The following is a 16004-nucleotide window of genomic DNA, read 5'->3' on the forward strand; positions in this document are numbered from 1 at the left end:
CGGCGATGCGCCGGGTTGCAAGGACGATGCGACTACAGCGCGAAGTCGCCGCCGACGAGCGTGGAGACGGGCTCCTCGTGGTAAACGGCGGAGATGGCCTGAGCGAACTCCTCGGCGACCGAGATGGTCTTGATCTTGCCGCCCACCTCGACGGGAATGGCGTCGGTGACGACGCACTCGACGATCGGGGCGTCGTTCAGGCGCTCGATGGCCGGACCGGAGAAGATGCCGTGGGTGGCGCAGACGTAGATGTCGCCAGCGCCCATAGCCTTGAGCTCCTTGACGTTGGCGCACAGGGTGCCAGCGGTGTCGATCATGTCGTCGTTGATGACGCAGGTCTTGCCCTTGATGTCACCGATGATGCCCATGACCTCGGCGGCGTTGTGGCGCGGACGGCCCTTGTGGGCGATGGCCAGGTCGCAGCCGAGCATGTCGGACAGCTTCTTGGCGGCCTTGGCGCGACCCACGTCGGGGGAGACGACAACCAGGTTGTCGGTGTCGAAGTGCATGTCGTTGTAGTACTGGCCAAACAGCGGCAGTGCGGACAGGTGGTTAACCGGGATATCAAAGAAGCCCTGGATCTGACCCTGGTGCAGGTCGAGGGTGATGATGCGGTCGACACCGGCGCGCTCGAGCAGGTTGGCGACGAGGCGGGCGGTGATGGGCTCGCGCGGGCCGGCCTTGCGGTCCTGGCGGGCATAGCCGTAGTGGGTGATAACGGCGGTGATGGAGCGGGCGGATGCGCGCTTGGCAGCGTCGGTGGCGATGAGCAGCTCCATGAGCATGTCGTTGACGTTGCCGCCAGCCACGGACTGAATCAGGAAGACGTCGGCGCCGCGGACGGTCTCGTCGTAGCGGGCGTAAATCTCACCGTTGGCGAACTGCTTTAGCGTAAGGCCCGAAAGCTCGACCCCAAGGTACTCAGCAATCTTCTGAGCGAGGGGACGGTTGGAGGAACCGGAATACACGCGGATGGACTTGCGCATATTCTCCGACTTCTCGGGATCATTAATCGGCATTACCCTTCTCCTTTATACATCGAATGCCATATAGATGCCTTTTTGCATTGTAACCGTGCGGCGGGGTTTATCGAGTCTTGATAACGTCTTTACCGTCAACGGACACGAACCGACCACTCATCCGGTCGCGCAGGTCACGATAGAAAAAGGAGCCGTCCCCATGGAACAGCTCCTTTTGTGCTTGGTAAAGCGTTATGCCTCGTCGTCCTCGTGCAGACGGCGGCGATAATCGGCGGCCCAGCCCTCAATATTTACCTGACGGGCGCGGCCCAGACCGAGTGCGTCGGCCGGAACCGGCTCGGTGATGACGGAGCCGGCGGCCACGAGCGCACCGTCGCCAATCTGGGCGGGCGCGACCATCATGGTGTCGGAACCGATGAAGGCATCCTTGCCGATGACGGTCTTGTGCTTGTGGACGCCGTCGTAGTTGCAGGTGATGGAGCCCGCGCCCACGTTGACGCCGGAGCCCATGGTGGTGTCGCCGATGTAGGACAGGTGGGGCACCTTGGAACCCTCGCCGATCGTGGACTTCTTGATCTCCACGTGCGTGCCGGCCTTGGAGCCGTCGAGCATGTGGGTGCCCGGGCGCAGGTAGGCGCGCGGGCCGCAGTCGACGCCGTTCTCGATGACGGCCTCGATGGCGATGGTCTCATCGATGGTGCAGCCGCTGCCGACGGTGGTGTCGGTGAGGCGACTGTTGGGGCCGAGCTGGCACTCCTCGCCCACGGTGACGTGACCGATCAGATGCGTCTGCGGCCACACGATGGTGTCGCGGCCGATGACGGCATCGGGGCCGATCCAGGCCTGCGTGGGGTCGATGAAGGTAACGCCCTCGGCCATCCAGTGCTCGTTGATGCGGTCGCGCGCGATGGCGGTGAGCTGCGCGAGCTGGATGCGGCTGTTGACGCCCAGGCCGTCGCGGTAGTCGTCGCAGTGGAAGATGGAGACTGCCTGGCCGTGACCCTTGAGGATTTCGAGCATGTCGGGCAGGTAGTACTCGGATTGCGCGTTGTCGTTGCCGATCTCGTTAATGTGGGCGGCAAGCTGCGCGCCGTCGAAGGCGTAGCAGCCGGCGTTGCACTCCAGCAGCGTGGCGGCCTGCTCGGGCGTGCAGTCCTTCTGCTCGATGATGCGCTCGATCTGGCCGTCGGCGCCCAGCTTGATGCGGCCGTAGCCGAAGGGGTCGGGCGGGGTCATGGTCATGACGGTGCAGGCGAGCTCGCCGGTAGCGACGGTCTGTGCGAACTTGGCGACGGTGTCGGCGGTGATGAGCGGCAGGTCGCCGTTGAGCACGACGACGGGGCCTTGCGTGATGCCGCAGGCCTCGAGCGCGACCTTCACGGCGTGACCGGTGCCCAGGCGCTCGGTCTGCTCGACGCACTCGACCTTGGTGGCGCTGCTGGCGTAGGCGCCGTCGATGAGGGCGCGCATCTCGTCGGCGTGGCTGCCGATGACGACCACGACGCGGCTGCAGCCGGCCTTGATGGTGGCGTCGACGATCCACTGGACCATAGGCTTGCCCAGGATCTTGTGCGAAACCTTGCAGTGGTTCGACTTCATGCGGGTGCCCTCGCCGGCAGCGAGGATAATTGCGGTTGCGTCCATGTGATCTCCTGTTACGTTATAGAGACGTGTGTTTGGAAACGATACACGGCGCAATATGATACCGCAGGCATATGTTGAGCGCGTAGCGATTGGTTTGCGGCGGTTGAGGCTTGCGCCGCCGGCGTGGCGTTTGCGCTGCTTGCGTGCGGCGTTGGCGGTGCTGCGGAGCTGCCGTTTGAGCGAGGGGACGGGGGTGCCCGTGGACAACATACAAGAGGAGTTTGGCGGCGAGCCCGTCGCGGCATTCTCGATGTCGCATCCGGCTGTGCCGGCACTCTATATAGTGCTGACGCTGGGGCTCACCATGTTCTCGATGCAGCCGGTGCTGATCGCGCTGTCGCTTGCGGGCGGGCTGGCGTACGGGCTTGCGACGCGCGGTGCTGCGCGCACGTTGGGGGCGCTTCGCTGGCAGCTGCCGGTGATTTTGATTATCGCGCTGGTCAATCCGCTGTTTAGCGCCTCGGGCTCGACGGAGCTGTTCCGTATTGGTATGCGCGCGGTGTATCTGGAGAGCATGGTATATGGCCTGTGCATGGGCGGGCTGTTTGTGGCGAGCGTGCTGTGGTTTGAGGCCGCGGCGTCGATGCTCGAATACGACAAGGTGCTCGCACTGTTAGGCAACGCCGCGCCGGTGATCGCGCTTATGATCTCGATGTGCATGCGGCTTATCCCACAGTTTTTGTGCCGCGGCCGCACGGTGCTGGCGGTGCAGGACGCGATTGATGTACCGGGGCGTGCGCCGGCCGACCCCGTGCGCTCGCGCTTGCGGGCATCGAGTGTGTTGATGGGCTGGGGCATGGAAGATTCGCTGGAGCGCGCGGACGCGATGCGCTCGCGCGGGTGGGGTGCCGCGACGCGTCGTACGACGTATGCGCGGTATCGGCTGGGGCGCAGTGACGTTGCCGCGCTGGCCGGGCTCGTACTGTTTGGCGCTGCCGCGGTGGCGGTGGCGTGGACCGCGACGACGCAGTATTCGTTTTATCCGCAGCTCTCGGCTCCGGCGCCGTGGCCAGGCTATGTCGTGTACGCCGCCTGGATGGTGTTGCCTTGCGCGTTGCACGCGATTGATGAGAAGAGGTTTGGCTGATGGCTCGGTTGGACAGGGGCCCGGTGTCGGGCGCTGCGTGCGGCCCGGATATGCCGGCGATTGAGGTGCGGAGCCTGAGCTTTGCCTACCCCGATGCTGATGCTGCGGTGCTCGAGGGGCTCGACTGGTCTGTTCCCCAAGGTGCATTTGCGCTGCTTGTTGGCGGTACCGGATCGGGTAAGTCGACGCTGCTGTCGCTGCTCAAGCCCGAGATCGCTCCGGCGGGCGAGCGCACTGGCGAACTGAGCGTGCTGGGCGAGAACGTTGCCGACATGGACGTGCGGGCATCGGCGGAGCGCGTGGGCTATGTGTTCCAGGATCCCGAGAACCAGATCGTGTGCGAAACCGTGTGGCACGAGATGGCGTTTGGCCTGGAAAACTTGGGGCTAGCACGTGATGAGATGCGCCGTCGCGTAGCTGAGACCAGCTATTTCTTTGGGCTGGAAGATTGGCTTCACCGCGATACTGACACGCTTTCGGGTGGTCGCAAACAGTTGCTGTCGTTGGCGGCCGCTCTGGCGCTGCGCCCGCACGTGCTGCTGCTCGACGAGCCCACGTCTCAGCTCGATCCCGTTGCCGAGAAGAATTTCCTGCACGCGCTGTTTCGTGTGAATCGCGAGCTGGGCTGCACGGTTGTTGTGGCGACGCATCAGCCGCGCCCAATGCTCGAATACGCGACGTGTGCGTACCGGATTGAGGATGGCCGCGTGCACGAGGCGGCGGATATGGCATCTTTGGGACGCCGAGAATCGCTGTTTTCCGATGACACGTTGGGGTGGGGTGCCATCCGATGTGCAAAAAACGGAGTATTCAGCAGGCGTGAGGACAATTTGGGCTCTCTGGAGCCGCCCGGGGGCGTATCGAGCGCGAAAAAAAGTTTGGAATTGGACAAATCGTCCGAATTTGTGGCGCAAACGTCGCTCGAGAACGGCTTGGAAGCCTTCTCGCGCACGGATGGAAGCAGAATACTCCAAAAAATGCACGCTGGGTCGGCTACCACCCTGTCGGAAGGTTGGTTTCGCTACGATCGAGCGTCCGGCTGGGTGTTGCGTGGGCTCGATGCGTCGTTTTCGGCCGGTGCGGTGCATGCGATCGTGGGCGGCAACGGATGCGGTAAGTCGACGATGCTCTCGGTGCTGGCGAAGACCGCCAAGCTGCAGCGCGGCCGCATGGTGCGCGGAGCGGCCTCGGCGGCGTTGCTGCCTCAGAATCCCAAAGCATTGCTGGTTGCCGAGACGGTGTGCGACGAGCTGATGGAATGGGCTTCAGCCTGCGGATATGACGAGACCGTGGCGCGGGAGCGCGCGGCGAGCTTGGGGCTGGACGGCCTGGAGACGCGCCACCCCTACGACCTCTCGGGCGGACAGCGCCAGCTGCTCGCACTGGCAAAGCTGCTGCTGATCGGCCCCGAGCTGCTGCTGCTTGACGAGCCCACGAAGGGCTTGGACCTGGAGAGTCGCCGCACCATCGCCCGCGCCCTGCGTGACCATGCGAAGGCTGGCGGCACCGTCATCATGGCTACGCACGATTTGGACTTTGCCGAGCAGGTAGCCGACGACGTCGCCATGATGTTTGACGGCGAGATTGCCTGCATGGAGTCCCCGGCCGACTTCTTTGCCGACAACGTGTTCTATAGGGCGTGATGGGATGACGGACTGTCGTTTCTCGCGTTTGCTTGCAAAACTGGAGATCCCGCTGTTGTTGGCGGTGCCGGCGGTGATGGCTGCCGCGTTGCTGGCGGGTGTTGAGCAGGCAGCGTTGGCCATGCTGGTTGTGGTGGCGTTGGTGCTTGCGCTGTTCTTTGCGGGCTATGAGGCATCGCGTCCAGGCCTGCGTCAGATTATGCCCACGCTGGTGCTGGCGGCGCTGGCGGCGGCGGGGCGCATCCTGTTTGGACCCATTCCCGACTTTAAACCCGTGAGTGCCATCGCCATTATCGCCGGGGCGACACTCGGTCGTCGTAACGGCTTTATGGTCGGTGCGTTGGCGGCGCTGACCAGCAATTTCTTTTTTGGGCAGGGCATGTGGACGCCGTGGCAGATGTATGCCTGGGGGCTCGTGGGATACGTTGGCGGTGCGCTGGCGTATGCGGGTGCATTCGACCGCGCCGATGGCACCGTGCGTATGCCGGCGCTGCTGACCTACGGCTTTGCTTCGGGTTTGCTGTACGGCGTTGTGATCAACGCCTACGACATCATTGGTTTTGTACAGCCGCTTACTTGGGCAGGTGCCGTGGCACGTCTTGCCACCGCCGTGCCGTTCGATATCACGCACGGACTCGCGACCTGCGTGTTTTTGGCCGCCTTGTACAAGCCCTGGTGCCGTCGCATTAACCGTGTCGTCGTGAAATACGGGCTGTAAGGCATTTCGCGTTTCCTCACGAACTTGCGGTGGAATAGTTCTCGTTTTTGGCTATTTGCTGCCCAAACAGGAACTATTCCACCGCACCTTATAGGGGGAGAGGGGTCACATGATCTGTTTTCCTCTGTCCTCCCAGGAATTACTTGGGGCTAGAGCTCTAGCGTGAGGGTGACGGGGCAGTGGTCGCTGCCAAAGATGTCGCCACGGATACCGGTGTCGCGAACGTTGGCGGCGATTGCGTCGCTTACCAGGAAGTAGTCGATGCGCCAGCCGGCGTTGTTCTTGCGGGCATTAAAGCGATAGCTCCACCAGCTGTAGACGCCCTCGACGTCCGGATTTGCCGAGCGCCAGGTATCGGTAAAGCCGGCGTCGAGCAGCTCGGTAAACTTGCCGCGCTCCTCGTCCGAAAAGCCTGCGTTGCCGCGGTTGGACTTGGGGTTCTTAAGGTCGATCTCCTCGTGCGCAACGTTAAAGTCGCCGCAGGTCACGACGGGTTTGCCGGTCTCGCGCTCGAGCGCGCTCAAAAAGTCGCGGTAGGCATCGTCCCAGGCCATGCGCACGTCGATGCGGGCGAGTTCGTTTTGCGCGTTGGGAGTGTAGACATCCACAAACCAGAACTTGTCGAACTCCAGCGCGCAGACGCGGCCCTCGGTTGCGGCTTGGGCAACGAGCTCGGCGGCCTCGCCCTCGCCGGCGTAGGGTAGCAGCGCGTCGGCGTGCAGCACGCGCAGCGGTTCCTGGCGGCTAAAGACCGCAGTGCCCGAATAGCCTTTACGCTCGGCGTAGCTCCAGGTTTGGTGATAGCCGGGCAGGTCAATATCGACCTGGCCCTCTTGCAGCTTGGTCTCCTGCAGCGCCAAGATGTCGACGTCGAGTTCTTGCGCGATCTGAATAAAGCTCGGGTCCTTTTTGAGCACGGCGCGCAGGCCGTTAACGTTCCACGAGGCAAAGGTGTAAGTCTGAGGCATGGTGTCCTTTCGACGGGGTTGGCAGGCTTAAGATTAACGCAACAAGAGCGGGGCGGAGTCCGCGAGTGATAGTGCGAACGCCGCCGTCCCGGAGACACGGACGGAGGACTCATATGACGCAGGCGATAACGGACTCCAAACAGGCCTCCGCCGCGCTGGCGGAGCTGTTTGGCACCCACAAGCGCGTGGTCTTCTTTGGCGGCGCGGGCGTTTCCACGGCGAGTGGCATCCCCGATTTCCGCAGCGTGGACGGCCTATATCACCAACAGTTTGCCTACCCGCCCGAGACCATGCTCTCGCATAGCTTTTACGAGGTGCACCCGGCCGAGTTCTTCGACTTCTACCGCACCAAGATGATCGCGCTTGGCGCCAAGCCCAACCGCTGCCACACCAAGCTGGCCGAGCTGGAGCGCGCCGGCAAGCTAAATGCCGTGGTGACGCAAAACATTGACGGCCTGCATCAGATGGCCGGCTCACAGCGCGTGTTCGAGCTGCACGGATCGGTCCATCGCAACATTTGCCAGTCGTGCGGCGCGGTCTATAGCGCCGAGTGGATTTGCTCGCGCGAGCACGAGGACGCCGCGGGCGTGCCCGTGTGCCCCGCGTGTGGCGGGCGCATTAAGCCCGATGTGGTGCTCTACGAGGAGCCGCTCGATGAGCACGTGCTGACCGGCGCCGTTGCCGCCATCGCCGCGGCCGATGCCCTCATTGTGGGCGGGACCTCGCTCGTGGTGTATCCGGCGGCGGGCCTTACGCGTTACTTTACCGGCGATACGCTGGCCATTTGCAATCTTGCTCCCACCGATCAGGATGCAAATGCCGACCTGCTGATTTCTTGCGACATCGCGGCCGCGTTTGCGTTCTAGCCCGCGCGCGCGGATACAATAGAAAGACTGAGTGCAAAGCGACCCCGCCGCCAGCTCCCCAGGCTCGGCGGCGTGGGCATTTTAGGAGGATGTTCATGGCGAACGACAGCAAGACATGGCGGTGCGGAAAGTACGAGCTCAGCTTTGACCGTCCGCGCATCATGGGCGTCCTCAACGTGACGCCCGATTCGTTTAGCGATGGCGGGGAGCACTTCGACCCCGATGCCGCCATCGAGTACGGCCTGGCGATGCTCGACGCCGGCGCCGACATCATCGACGTGGGCGGCGAGTCCACGCGCCCCGGTTTTACCCCGGTCAACCCCGACGAGGAGGCTCGCCGCGTGCTGCCCGTGGTGCGCGCGCTGGCCAAGGAGGGCGCCATCGTCTCGATCGACACGCGTCATGTGGCGGTTGCCAAGGCGGCCGTGCGCTGCGGCGCCTCGATCGTCAATGACGTGACCGGCTTCACCGATCCCAAGATGGTCGAGTTTGTTAAGACGAGCACCTGCGGCGTCATCGTGATGCATGCCGGCGAGGTCGCCGCGCCCGCACGCACACACGCAACGGTGCAGCTCGATACCTCGGCAGCGGCGTTTGTTGCCGAGAAGGCGCGCGAGGCGGCTGCCGAGGCCGCGCGTGAGGCCGAGAAGCCGGCTCGCCGCCGTCGCGGCAAGTTGCTGGGCGAGCCTAAGCCGGAGGCCAAGCTTCCGGGCGGCGTGGTGCAGCCCTCGTTGCCGTTTGGCGAACCGGAGCCCACGTCCGAGCCTTCAAGCGAGCAGGAGACGCCGGCCGCCGAGCAGGCTACTGCCGCCGAGACCGTCGCGCCCGCGCCCGAGGCCACTCCCGCAGCCACCGAGGCCGCATCGGAGTCCAATGACCGCCTGGCCGCCATGATGCGCCGCAGCGCCCGCCGCGAGGAAGCCTACGTGCCCACCTCGCAGCTCCGCCGCTTCACCCTGCCCGATTCGGCGCCCATCATGCGCCGTGTCATGGGCTTTCTGTCCGACCAGGCCCGCACGCTCATCCATGCCGGCGTGTCGCGCGACCGCATCTGCATTGATCCTGGCCCGGGCTTTGGTAAGTCGGCTAACGAGGACATCGTCATCCAGCGCGAGACTGCCAAGATGGCGTCACTGGGCTATCCGCTCATGTGCGCCGTGTCGCGCAAGCGCTTTGTGGGCGCCGTCTCGGGTGTGACCGAGGCCGCCGAGCGCGATGCCGCTACGTTTGGCGTGTGCCTGGGCGCCATCCAGGCCGGTGCCAACATCGTGCGCGTGCACGACGCCGCGGGTTTTGCGCAGTTCCTGAACGGTTACTGGGCGGTTGCCAAGCCGCAGCCGCGCCGCGCGTTTGTGGCTGTGGGCTCCAACCTGGGGCATCGCTGCGACAACATCCGCGCTGCACGCGAGATGATCGCCGAGATTCCGCTCACCTGCGTGTCCAACTCCTCCAAGATCTACGAGAGCGAGCCTGCCTACGAGACGCGCCAGGACGCGTTTGCCAACGCCGTCATCGAGATTAAGACCGAGCTGGCGCCGTTGGTGCTGCTCGACGAGCTTATGAAGATCGAGGCCGAGCTGGGGCGCGACCGCTCCAAAAAGGCCAAGGCCAACGGCCCGCGCACCATCGACCTGGACCTGCTGTGGATGGACGGCGAGACCCACGGCGGCAAAAAGCTGCGCCTGCCGCATCCGCTGATCGGCGAACGCGATTTTGTGCTGGTGCCGCTCGAGGACCTGATGCACGACCCGGCGCGGTTCTTCCGCTACAACGGCGTCGAGGTCAAGGAGCCCGAGGACCGCGTGGGCCATATCGTGGGCGAATTGGGGCGTATGTAGATGATCGAGATGAATGCTGTTGCCGCTGGCACCGAGCTCGACGCGGCGCGCGACGCGGGCCGCGAGGGCATGTCCGCGGGCTGGTGCGCGTGGAGCGCGGGCGATGCATCGCTGATGTTTTCGCTGGTCGTGCGCCCCGATGTGAACATGCACGCCTTCCACGGCCTGCCGTTTGTGGCCGCAATGGGTATGATGGACGTGCTCGCGGGCACGGCCGCAACGCCGGGCCTGGGGCTTGCCGGCAAAGTGGGCATCCAGTGGCCGAGTGACATCGTGTGCGGCGCGCCCGCGTTTGAGACGTCGCTCGCGCGCGTCGCCGTGAACGGCGGTGCCGGTGCTGCGGGCATGTTCGGTGCCGTGACGGTGGATATTGAGCGTTCGGCGTTGAGCGAGCTTGGTGTGGACGTGGCTGACGAAGCGCTGGTCGAGGCGCTGGCCGCCGCCGTGCTGGCCCGCGTGGACGCCTGGGCGGTTGTTGCCAACACGCCGCAAGGCGCCGCAGGGCCGCTGGCTCCCGTGCTGGGCGAGTACTTCGACATGGTGCCGCTGCTGGGCCGCCAAGTTGCGGCGGTGTCGCCCAACGGCCTGCCGCTTGCGGTCGGTGTGTTTGCAGGCCTGGACATCTGGGGCCGCGCGACCATTAAGACCGATGCCGGCGAGCAGGAGTTTCCGCCCGAGGCCGTACGAATTCGCGGACTGTAACGCGAGGCACCCGCGCTCAAAGATAACGATGACAACGAAGCCCTCTTCGGCCTGTGCCGGGGAGGGCTTTGCGTGACTGCGGGGTAGCACCTCGGACCTATTCCTCAAAACTGAAAATTTTTCGATTTTGAGGAATAGGCTTGGCGAGCATTTGCGGGGACTGTGGCATCGGGCGTGCTCGACTTAAGCCCCTGTCCTATCCCAGCTCCTGCATGCGGCGGTAGATTTCGCAGATACCCTTGATGGTGAGCTGTCCGTCGACCACGTCGAAGGCATCGGTCGAATCGGCGACGATGCCGGCGAGACCGCCTGTGGCGATAACGGTGGCATCGTCGCGGCCCAGCTCGCGCTTCATGCGCGCGACCAGGCCTTCGGCCATGGCGGCGGCGCCCATCACGGCGCCGACCTTGATGCATTCCTCGGTGTCACGGCCGATGGCGTGCTCGGGCGCCTCGAGCGGAACGCTGGCGAGCTTGGCAGCGCGGGCAGCTAGCGCGTCCATGGAGATGCGGATGCCCGGCGCGATCGCTCCGCCAATGTAATAGCCGTCCTCATCGATGACGTCGATATTGGTCGCGGTACCAAAGTCCACCACGATCGCTGGCGCGCCGTAGAAAGCTTCGGCTGCGACGGCGTTAGCTACGCGGTCGGCGCCCACGGCCTGGGGTCGCGCCGCACGCAGCTTGGTCACGGCGGCCGTCTGCGGCCCGATGACGATGGCGTCTGCGGCAATGCGGTCGGCCACAGCGTGCCATTCGCGCGAGAGCTGCGGCACCACGCCGGCAAAGGCGATCGCGTCGACCGCGCCGAGCGAGAGGTCGTACATCTTAAAGAAGCCCATCAGGCGCACGTGGATCTCGTCGGCGGTATAGGAGCGGTCGGTGGGCATGCGCCACGACTGCACCAGCTCGTCTCCGTCAAACAGGCCCATGGCCGTCTGCGTATTTCCCATATCGATAGCGAGCAGCATGTCTACTCCCAGTGTCGGCATAAAAGGACGCGCACCATTGTATACGTGCCGTCGACGGCGCTCGGCTGCGATTCGTTTACGGTGATAGGGGCTGAGGGGTTTAAATATGAAGGAATTATGCTCTACGAGATTTTCCTTGCCGTTTACCGAACTCCCGCGTAATATTCTTTCTTGCGCACATGAGGCGCCCAGACATTGCGGGGTGGAGCAGTCTGGTAGCTCGCCGGGCTCATAACCCGGAGGTCGTAGGTTCAAATCCTGCCCCCGCGACCAAGAACTTGCAGCTCGTCGGCCTAGCCGGCGAGCTTTTTTGTTATTTCGGGACCGTGTTTTCGGTCCAATTCTCGGCCTCTCAAACAAAATCTCGATCTGTAACATCTAGACCCGATTTGGGCGGCTAGGTGTTACAGATCGAGATATACCGGTGGGTTGGGTCGTGTTTGTCTAAATCTGTAACACGAGGGACGGATTTTGCCGAGTTGTTGTTATAGATTGAGATTTTCTAGCAGGCGGGTTTGGTTTGTCTCGATCTGTAACAGTAAGACCCAGTTTTGCCGCGTAACTGTTACAGATTGAGACAAACCGACGGGCCGCCCTGCCCCATCCACCTGCCGCTACCTGCTGTCCGCCGATTTCCGTTGCGCTGTTGTATTCCCATGCCATATCCTCTAGACAACTACGCGGCAACATCGCCGCCGCGCCTACAAGAGAGGAATGTCCATGACCGCACCTGCATCCAAGCTGCTTCAGCCCATTACGGTTGGCCCCCTTGAGCTCAAGAACCGCATTATGTTCCCGCCGCTGACCACCGGCTACGAGGAGCGCGACGGTTCCATCGGCGAGCGCAGCCTGGCCTTTTACGAGCGCTTGGCCCGTGGCGGCGTGAGCTACATCGTCATCGGCGACGTCGCTCCCGTCATGACCGCGAGCCCCACGCCCAAGCTGGCAACCGACGCCCAGATCCCTACGTTTAAGGCGCTGGCCGACGCCGTCCACAAGCACGGTGCCAAGGTTGCGCTGCAGCTGTTCCACCCCGAGTACGACGTGCCCGGTGTCGGCCGCATGGTCATGAGCTCCATGGTCGCCGCCAAGGCCGCGCAGGAGGCCAAGGCCGCCGGCGACGAGGAGACCTTTGCCGCCAAGATGGCCGAGTCCAACGAGATTCGCAAGCAGGCATACGCCAAGCTGCACCACGATATGCAGCACTTTGTGAACGAGGCCAGCGTAGAGCAGCTCACCCAGATCAAGGAGGCCATTGCTGCCTCGGCCGCCCGCGCACAGCAGGCCGGCATCGATGCCATCGAGGTCCATGGCGACCGCCTGGTGGGTTCGCTGTGCTCGGCCATCCTCAACCAGCGCACCGACGAGTATGGTGGTTCGTTCGAGAGCCGCGTCCGCTACGCGCTGGAGGTCGTCGCCGCCATTAAGGAGGCCGCGCCGCAGCTGATGGTGGAGTACAAGCTCCCCGTGATCATGGAGAACCCCGACGGCACGCCGCGCGGCAAGGGCGGCCTGCAGCCCGACGAGGCCTGCGAGTTTGCCAAGCTGCTCGAGGGCGCGGGCATCGATATGATCCAGGTTGCGCAGGCCAATCATACCGGCAACATGGGCGACACCATTCCGCCTATGGGTGCCATGCCCTACAACTGGACGCTGCCCGTTGCCGAGCGCGTCAAGGCCCTGGTTTCCGTGCCGGTGGCAACCGTCGGCCGTGTTGTCTCGGTCGAGGCCGGCGAGAAGATTCTGGAAGACGGCGCGGCCGACATCATCGCCTATGGCCGCTCGCTCATGTGCGACCCCGACATTGCGCTGAAGGCCGCCACGGGCGAGCCCATTCGCGAGTGCCTCAACTGCAACAAGGGCTGCGTCGACGCGATTCAAAACCGCAAGTACATCTCGTGCGTGCTCAATGCCGAGAACGGCGACGAGGCGACCATCGCCATTAAGCCGGGCGAGGGCGACAAGAAGATCGCCGTGGTGGGCGGCGGCATCGCCGGCCTGGAGGCCGCGCGCGTGGCGGCCAAGCGCGGCTACGATGTGACCGTCTACGAGGCGAGCGATCACTTGGGCGGCCAGATTGTGCTGGCGGCCGCGCCCCCGCGCAAGGACGAGATCATGCGCTCGGTCGAGTATTACGAGAAGATTCTGCCTGGCCTGGGCGTGAAAGTCGAGCTCAACCATGCCGCTACCGCTGAGGACCTCAACGCCGCCGACGCCGCGATTGTGGCTGTGGGCGCACACGACGTGGTCATCCCCGTTCCGGGTGCCGACTCGGACAAGGTCGTCTCGAGCTGGGACGTGCTGGCTGGCAAGGTGGAGCTTGCGGGCCGCGTCGCCGTCATTGGCGGTGGCCTGGTGGGCACCGAGACTGCCGAGTACCTGCTGCAGCACGGCTGCGAGGTGGCGATCGTGGAGATGCTCGACAAGATTGCCGCGGGCGAGTCCGAGACCATTCTGCCGCTGATTATGAGCGACTTTGCCGAGCACAACGTGGAGCAGCACGTGAAGACCCGCCTGACCGCCATTACCGACGAGGGCGTGGAGGCTGTTCGCACCACCGAGGACGGCGCCGAGGAGCCGGTGAAGATCGCCTGCGATTACGTGGTGATGGCCGTGGGCTCCAAGGCCAACGCGTTTGACCTTGATGGCGTGACGGTGCCCGTGACCTGCGTGGGCGACTGCTCGGGCGAGCGCACCGCCGATATTGCGAGCGCCATTCGCACGGCATATCACGCGGCCAACGAGCTGTAGTTAACTTCGCGGCCAGGCGGGGCGGTAGCACGGACCTGTCTCGCCCGGCTGCGTCCCATCGGGTGTCAACCGGGGCGGGGTCTGCAAGCGCAGCAGGTCCCGCCCTTTTCGTTTTGCTCCGGTGGATGGCAAGCGCGCTAATCATGAGGAGTGAGGACGTCTGCTGCCTTGCAGACCGCTCAAAATTATTAGGGGAGGGGTTAATAATTGCGCAAACCATACCAGCCAAACAAAAAGATACCAATCTGGTTGGTAAAACACCGTCAATGAGCCGCGGGCCAACTAGCTGCGTAAATAAAACCTAAAGAACTGTTGCAAAGTAATGGCAAATGCCCAGATGCCACCGTTGCGATTTTCAATTAACTGCTACGTGCAAACAGCAAAATGCTACTATCTAACATGCACGTAAGAAGGCAGATTAACGGTTAAGGCTAAGAAGTGGCAGGTATGTCGGAAGCAACAAGGACTCGCACGCATGCGCCCGAGGTTAGGCAGCGCGCCGTCGAGATCCTCCAAGAGGGGGTTGGTCACCGCGCCCTCGCCGCAAAGCTTGGCATTCCCCAGGCCACGGCTCGTCAGTGGGCCCGCGCATATGACGTGGGCGGTGCCGATGCCGTGCTCAACGCGGGCGCTCGTCATCACACCTATTCGTACGAAGTAAAGCTCGCCGTGGTTAAGGACCGTCTGGAAAACGGCCTGACGGTTCGCGAGACCATGATCAAGTATGGGATTCCCAGCGAGTCTTCAGTCAAGGCTTGGTGCCGCCAGTATCGCGAGAGCGGCGAGTCCGCGCTGGTCGATAAGCCGCGCGGTCGCAAGCCGCGCGTTAAAAAGGAGGAATAGCGAACGGGATGGTGCGCCCACAGGGGCGCATTTTTGCCGCGCCAACTTTTCGGACTGCCGCGAGCCTATCGGGACATCTTCCAACGTGGCCAATAAACCGCGCACAGTGGCCCGCGCGCCTGCCGCTGCGGTAAGGGAGCGTCACCCCCCTACTCCAATGCGGACAGACTCCTTACCCCGTACGCCTAAAACTCCCCAGTTGACCGAAAACCTGCCGCCGCCACTCCTCAATTGAGCTATAACGTTAAACAATTGCAGCGTTTTTGCATGGGGGAGTGATGGTATGACGCTACTGTATTTCCTTACCCTGTTTCCGCTGGTGCCGGCGCTGGGCATGCTGCTCGCGCGCGGTGACCGCGCCCGCGATGCGGTGGGGCTCATAGGTTCCGGCATGATTATGGCGGTGACAGTTGTAGTCGCCGTTATGTTTTTTGGCACGGGTCCGCAGAGCTTTGAGGTTGCCCCCGGCACCTCGCATGTGCTCTCGATCATCAGCTCCGTCATCGATGTCATCCTGTGCGCCGTCATCCTGTACAACGCGTACAAATATAGGAACGCGCTCACCACGGTGCTCGGCGTGGTGCAGCTGGTGGGTTCGGTTGCCTTTGCGACCATGACGCTGCCCGCGGCCGAAGCCGTCACGGCGACGCCGCTCTACCTGGACTACATGAGCGTGATCATGGTCCTCGCCGTCGGCATCGTCGGCAGCCTTATCTGCGTGTATGCCCTGGGCTACATGAAGGACTTCCAGGCCCATGACGAGCACGAGGCCGCACTGCACGGGCAGACCGCGCCCGACCGTCGCCCGCAGTTCCTGGCGCTTATGTTCCTGTTCCTTTCGGCCATGTTCGTCATCGTGACGAGCGACAACCTCGAGTGGCTGTTCTGCGGCTGGGAAATCACCACCGTGTGCTCGTTTCTTATGATTGGCTACACGCGCACGCCCGAGGCCATCAAAAACGCTTTTATCCAGATCATCCTCAACATGCTGGGC

General features: G+C 63.4%; 12 protein-coding genes, 1 tRNA gene and 1 pseudogene. 10 read left to right on the forward strand and 4 right to left on the reverse strand.

Annotated elements, in window-relative coordinates; genetic code table 11:
- Positions 1–32: 32 nt before the first annotated feature.
- A complete protein-coding gene (locus tag AB5758_RS03020) occupies positions 33–1019 on the reverse strand; it encodes a ribose-phosphate diphosphokinase (RefSeq protein ID WP_006235790.1) in 987 nt (328 codons plus the stop codon).
- A 192-nt stretch (positions 1020–1211) separates the two neighbouring features.
- Positions 1212–2624, reverse strand: coding sequence for a bifunctional UDP-N-acetylglucosamine diphosphorylase/glucosamine-1-phosphate N-acetyltransferase GlmU (glmU, locus tag AB5758_RS03025; protein WP_368141112.1), 1413 nt, complete (start codon positions 2622–2624; stop codon positions 1212–1214).
- 199 nt (positions 2625–2823) lie between these two features.
- Between glmU and AB5758_RS03030 the strand changes: the two genes are divergently transcribed.
- The 3 genes from AB5758_RS03030 to AB5758_RS03040 are packed head-to-tail and all read left to right on the forward strand — an operon-like array spanning position 2824 to position 6072.
- On the forward strand, positions 2824–3711 hold the full coding sequence (locus AB5758_RS03030; protein ID WP_368141113.1) for an energy-coupling factor transporter transmembrane component T: 888 nt from the start codon (positions 2824–2826) through the stop codon (positions 3709–3711).
- A gap of 50 nt (positions 3712–3761) precedes the next feature.
- On the forward strand, positions 3762–5354 hold the full coding sequence (locus AB5758_RS03035) for an ABC transporter ATP-binding protein (protein WP_368155356.1): 1593 nt from the start codon (positions 3762–3764) through the stop codon (positions 5352–5354).
- A gap of 4 nt (positions 5355–5358) precedes the next feature.
- Entirely contained in the window at positions 5359–6072 is a 714-nt protein-coding gene (locus AB5758_RS03040; protein ID WP_195239926.1) for a DUF6580 family putative transport protein, read from the forward strand.
- Positions 6073–6221: 149 nt separating this feature from the next.
- On the opposite strand, the gene AB5758_RS03045 is transcribed toward AB5758_RS03040, so the two are convergent.
- On the reverse strand, positions 6222–7040 hold the full coding sequence (locus AB5758_RS03045) for an exodeoxyribonuclease III (protein WP_368141115.1): 819 nt from the start codon (positions 7038–7040) through the stop codon (positions 6222–6224).
- Between the two features lie 113 nt (positions 7041–7153).
- Here AB5758_RS03045 and AB5758_RS03050 point away from each other — a divergent pair, with 113 nt between their 5' ends.
- The 3 genes from AB5758_RS03050 to AB5758_RS03060 all read left to right on the forward strand — a co-directional run bounded on the left by AB5758_RS03050 (position 7154) and on the right by AB5758_RS03060 (position 10446).
- The gene (locus AB5758_RS03050) at positions 7154–7906 is read left to right on the forward strand and encodes an NAD-dependent protein deacylase (protein WP_346979234.1); all 753 of its coding nucleotides are present in this window, start codon (positions 7154–7156) and stop codon (positions 7904–7906) included.
- Positions 7907–8001: 95 nt separating this feature from the next.
- A complete protein-coding gene (gene folP / locus AB5758_RS03055) occupies positions 8002–9744 on the forward strand; it encodes a dihydropteroate synthase (protein ID WP_217107394.1) in 1743 nt (580 codons plus the stop codon).
- A complete protein-coding gene (locus tag AB5758_RS03060) occupies positions 9745–10446 on the forward strand; it encodes a hypothetical protein (RefSeq protein ID WP_368141116.1) in 702 nt (233 codons plus the stop codon).
- Positions 10447–10642: 196 nt separating this feature from the next.
- Here AB5758_RS03060 and AB5758_RS03065 read toward each other — a convergent pair whose 3' ends face one another.
- Positions 10643–11416, reverse strand: coding sequence for a type III pantothenate kinase (locus tag AB5758_RS03065; RefSeq protein ID WP_161115240.1), 774 nt, complete (start codon positions 11414–11416; stop codon positions 10643–10645).
- 196 nt (positions 11417–11612) lie between these two features.
- Here AB5758_RS03065 and AB5758_RS03070 point away from each other — a divergent pair.
- The 4 genes and pseudogenes from AB5758_RS03070 to AB5758_RS03085 all read left to right on the forward strand — a co-directional run.
- Positions 11613–11689, forward strand: a tRNA-Met gene (locus tag AB5758_RS03070).
- Between the two features lie 447 nt (positions 11690–12136).
- Positions 12137–14167, forward strand: a complete 2031-nt coding sequence (bilR, locus tag AB5758_RS03075; protein ID WP_368141117.1) for a bilirubin reductase, long form — start codon at positions 12137–12139, stop codon at positions 14165–14167.
- Between the two features lie 447 nt (positions 14168–14614).
- The gene (locus AB5758_RS03080) at positions 14615–15010 is read left to right on the forward strand and encodes a helix-turn-helix domain-containing protein (RefSeq protein ID WP_329738837.1); all 396 of its coding nucleotides are present in this window, start codon (positions 14615–14617) and stop codon (positions 15008–15010) included.
- 283 nt (positions 15011–15293) lie between these two features.
- Positions 15294–16004: pseudogene (locus AB5758_RS03085) on the forward strand (proton-conducting transporter transmembrane domain-containing protein); the annotation flags it as partial.

Origin of the sequence: Collinsella aerofaciens (genome assembly GCF_040926405.1) — a bacterium.
In the GTDB taxonomy this organism is placed as follows: Bacteria; Actinomycetota; Coriobacteriia; order Coriobacteriales; family Coriobacteriaceae; genus Collinsella.

What these genes read in the sequence shown, in the direction of transcription:
- AB5758_RS03020 (WP_006235790.1), bottom strand. Translation starts at nt 1,019, where the DNA reads ATGCCGATTAATGATCCCGAGAAGTCGGAGAATATGCGCAAGTCCATC.
- glmU (WP_368141112.1), bottom strand. Translation starts at nt 2,624, where the DNA reads ATGGACGCAACCGCAATTATCCTCGCTGCCGGCGAGGGCACCCGCATG.
- AB5758_RS03035 (WP_368155356.1), top strand. Translation starts at nt 3,762, where the DNA reads ATGCCGGCGATTGAGGTGCGGAGCCTGAGCTTTGCCTACCCCGATGCT.
- AB5758_RS03040 (WP_195239926.1), top strand. Translation starts at nt 5,359, where the DNA reads ATGACGGACTGTCGTTTCTCGCGTTTGCTTGCAAAACTGGAGATCCCG.
- AB5758_RS03045 (WP_368141115.1), bottom strand. Translation starts at nt 7,040, where the DNA reads ATGCCTCAGACTTACACCTTTGCCTCGTGGAACGTTAACGGCCTGCGC.
- AB5758_RS03050 (WP_346979234.1), top strand. Translation starts at nt 7,154, where the DNA reads ATGACGCAGGCGATAACGGACTCCAAACAGGCCTCCGCCGCGCTGGCG.
- folP (WP_217107394.1), top strand. Translation starts at nt 8,002, where the DNA reads ATGGCGAACGACAGCAAGACATGGCGGTGCGGAAAGTACGAGCTCAGC.
- AB5758_RS03060 (WP_368141116.1), top strand. Translation starts at nt 9,745, where the DNA reads ATGATCGAGATGAATGCTGTTGCCGCTGGCACCGAGCTCGACGCGGCG.
- AB5758_RS03065 (WP_161115240.1), bottom strand. Translation starts at nt 11,416, where the DNA reads ATGCTGCTCGCTATCGATATGGGAAATACGCAGACGGCCATGGGCCTG.
- bilR (WP_368141117.1), top strand. Translation starts at nt 12,137, where the DNA reads ATGACCGCACCTGCATCCAAGCTGCTTCAGCCCATTACGGTTGGCCCC.
- AB5758_RS03080 (WP_329738837.1), top strand. Translation starts at nt 14,615, where the DNA reads ATGTCGGAAGCAACAAGGACTCGCACGCATGCGCCCGAGGTTAGGCAG.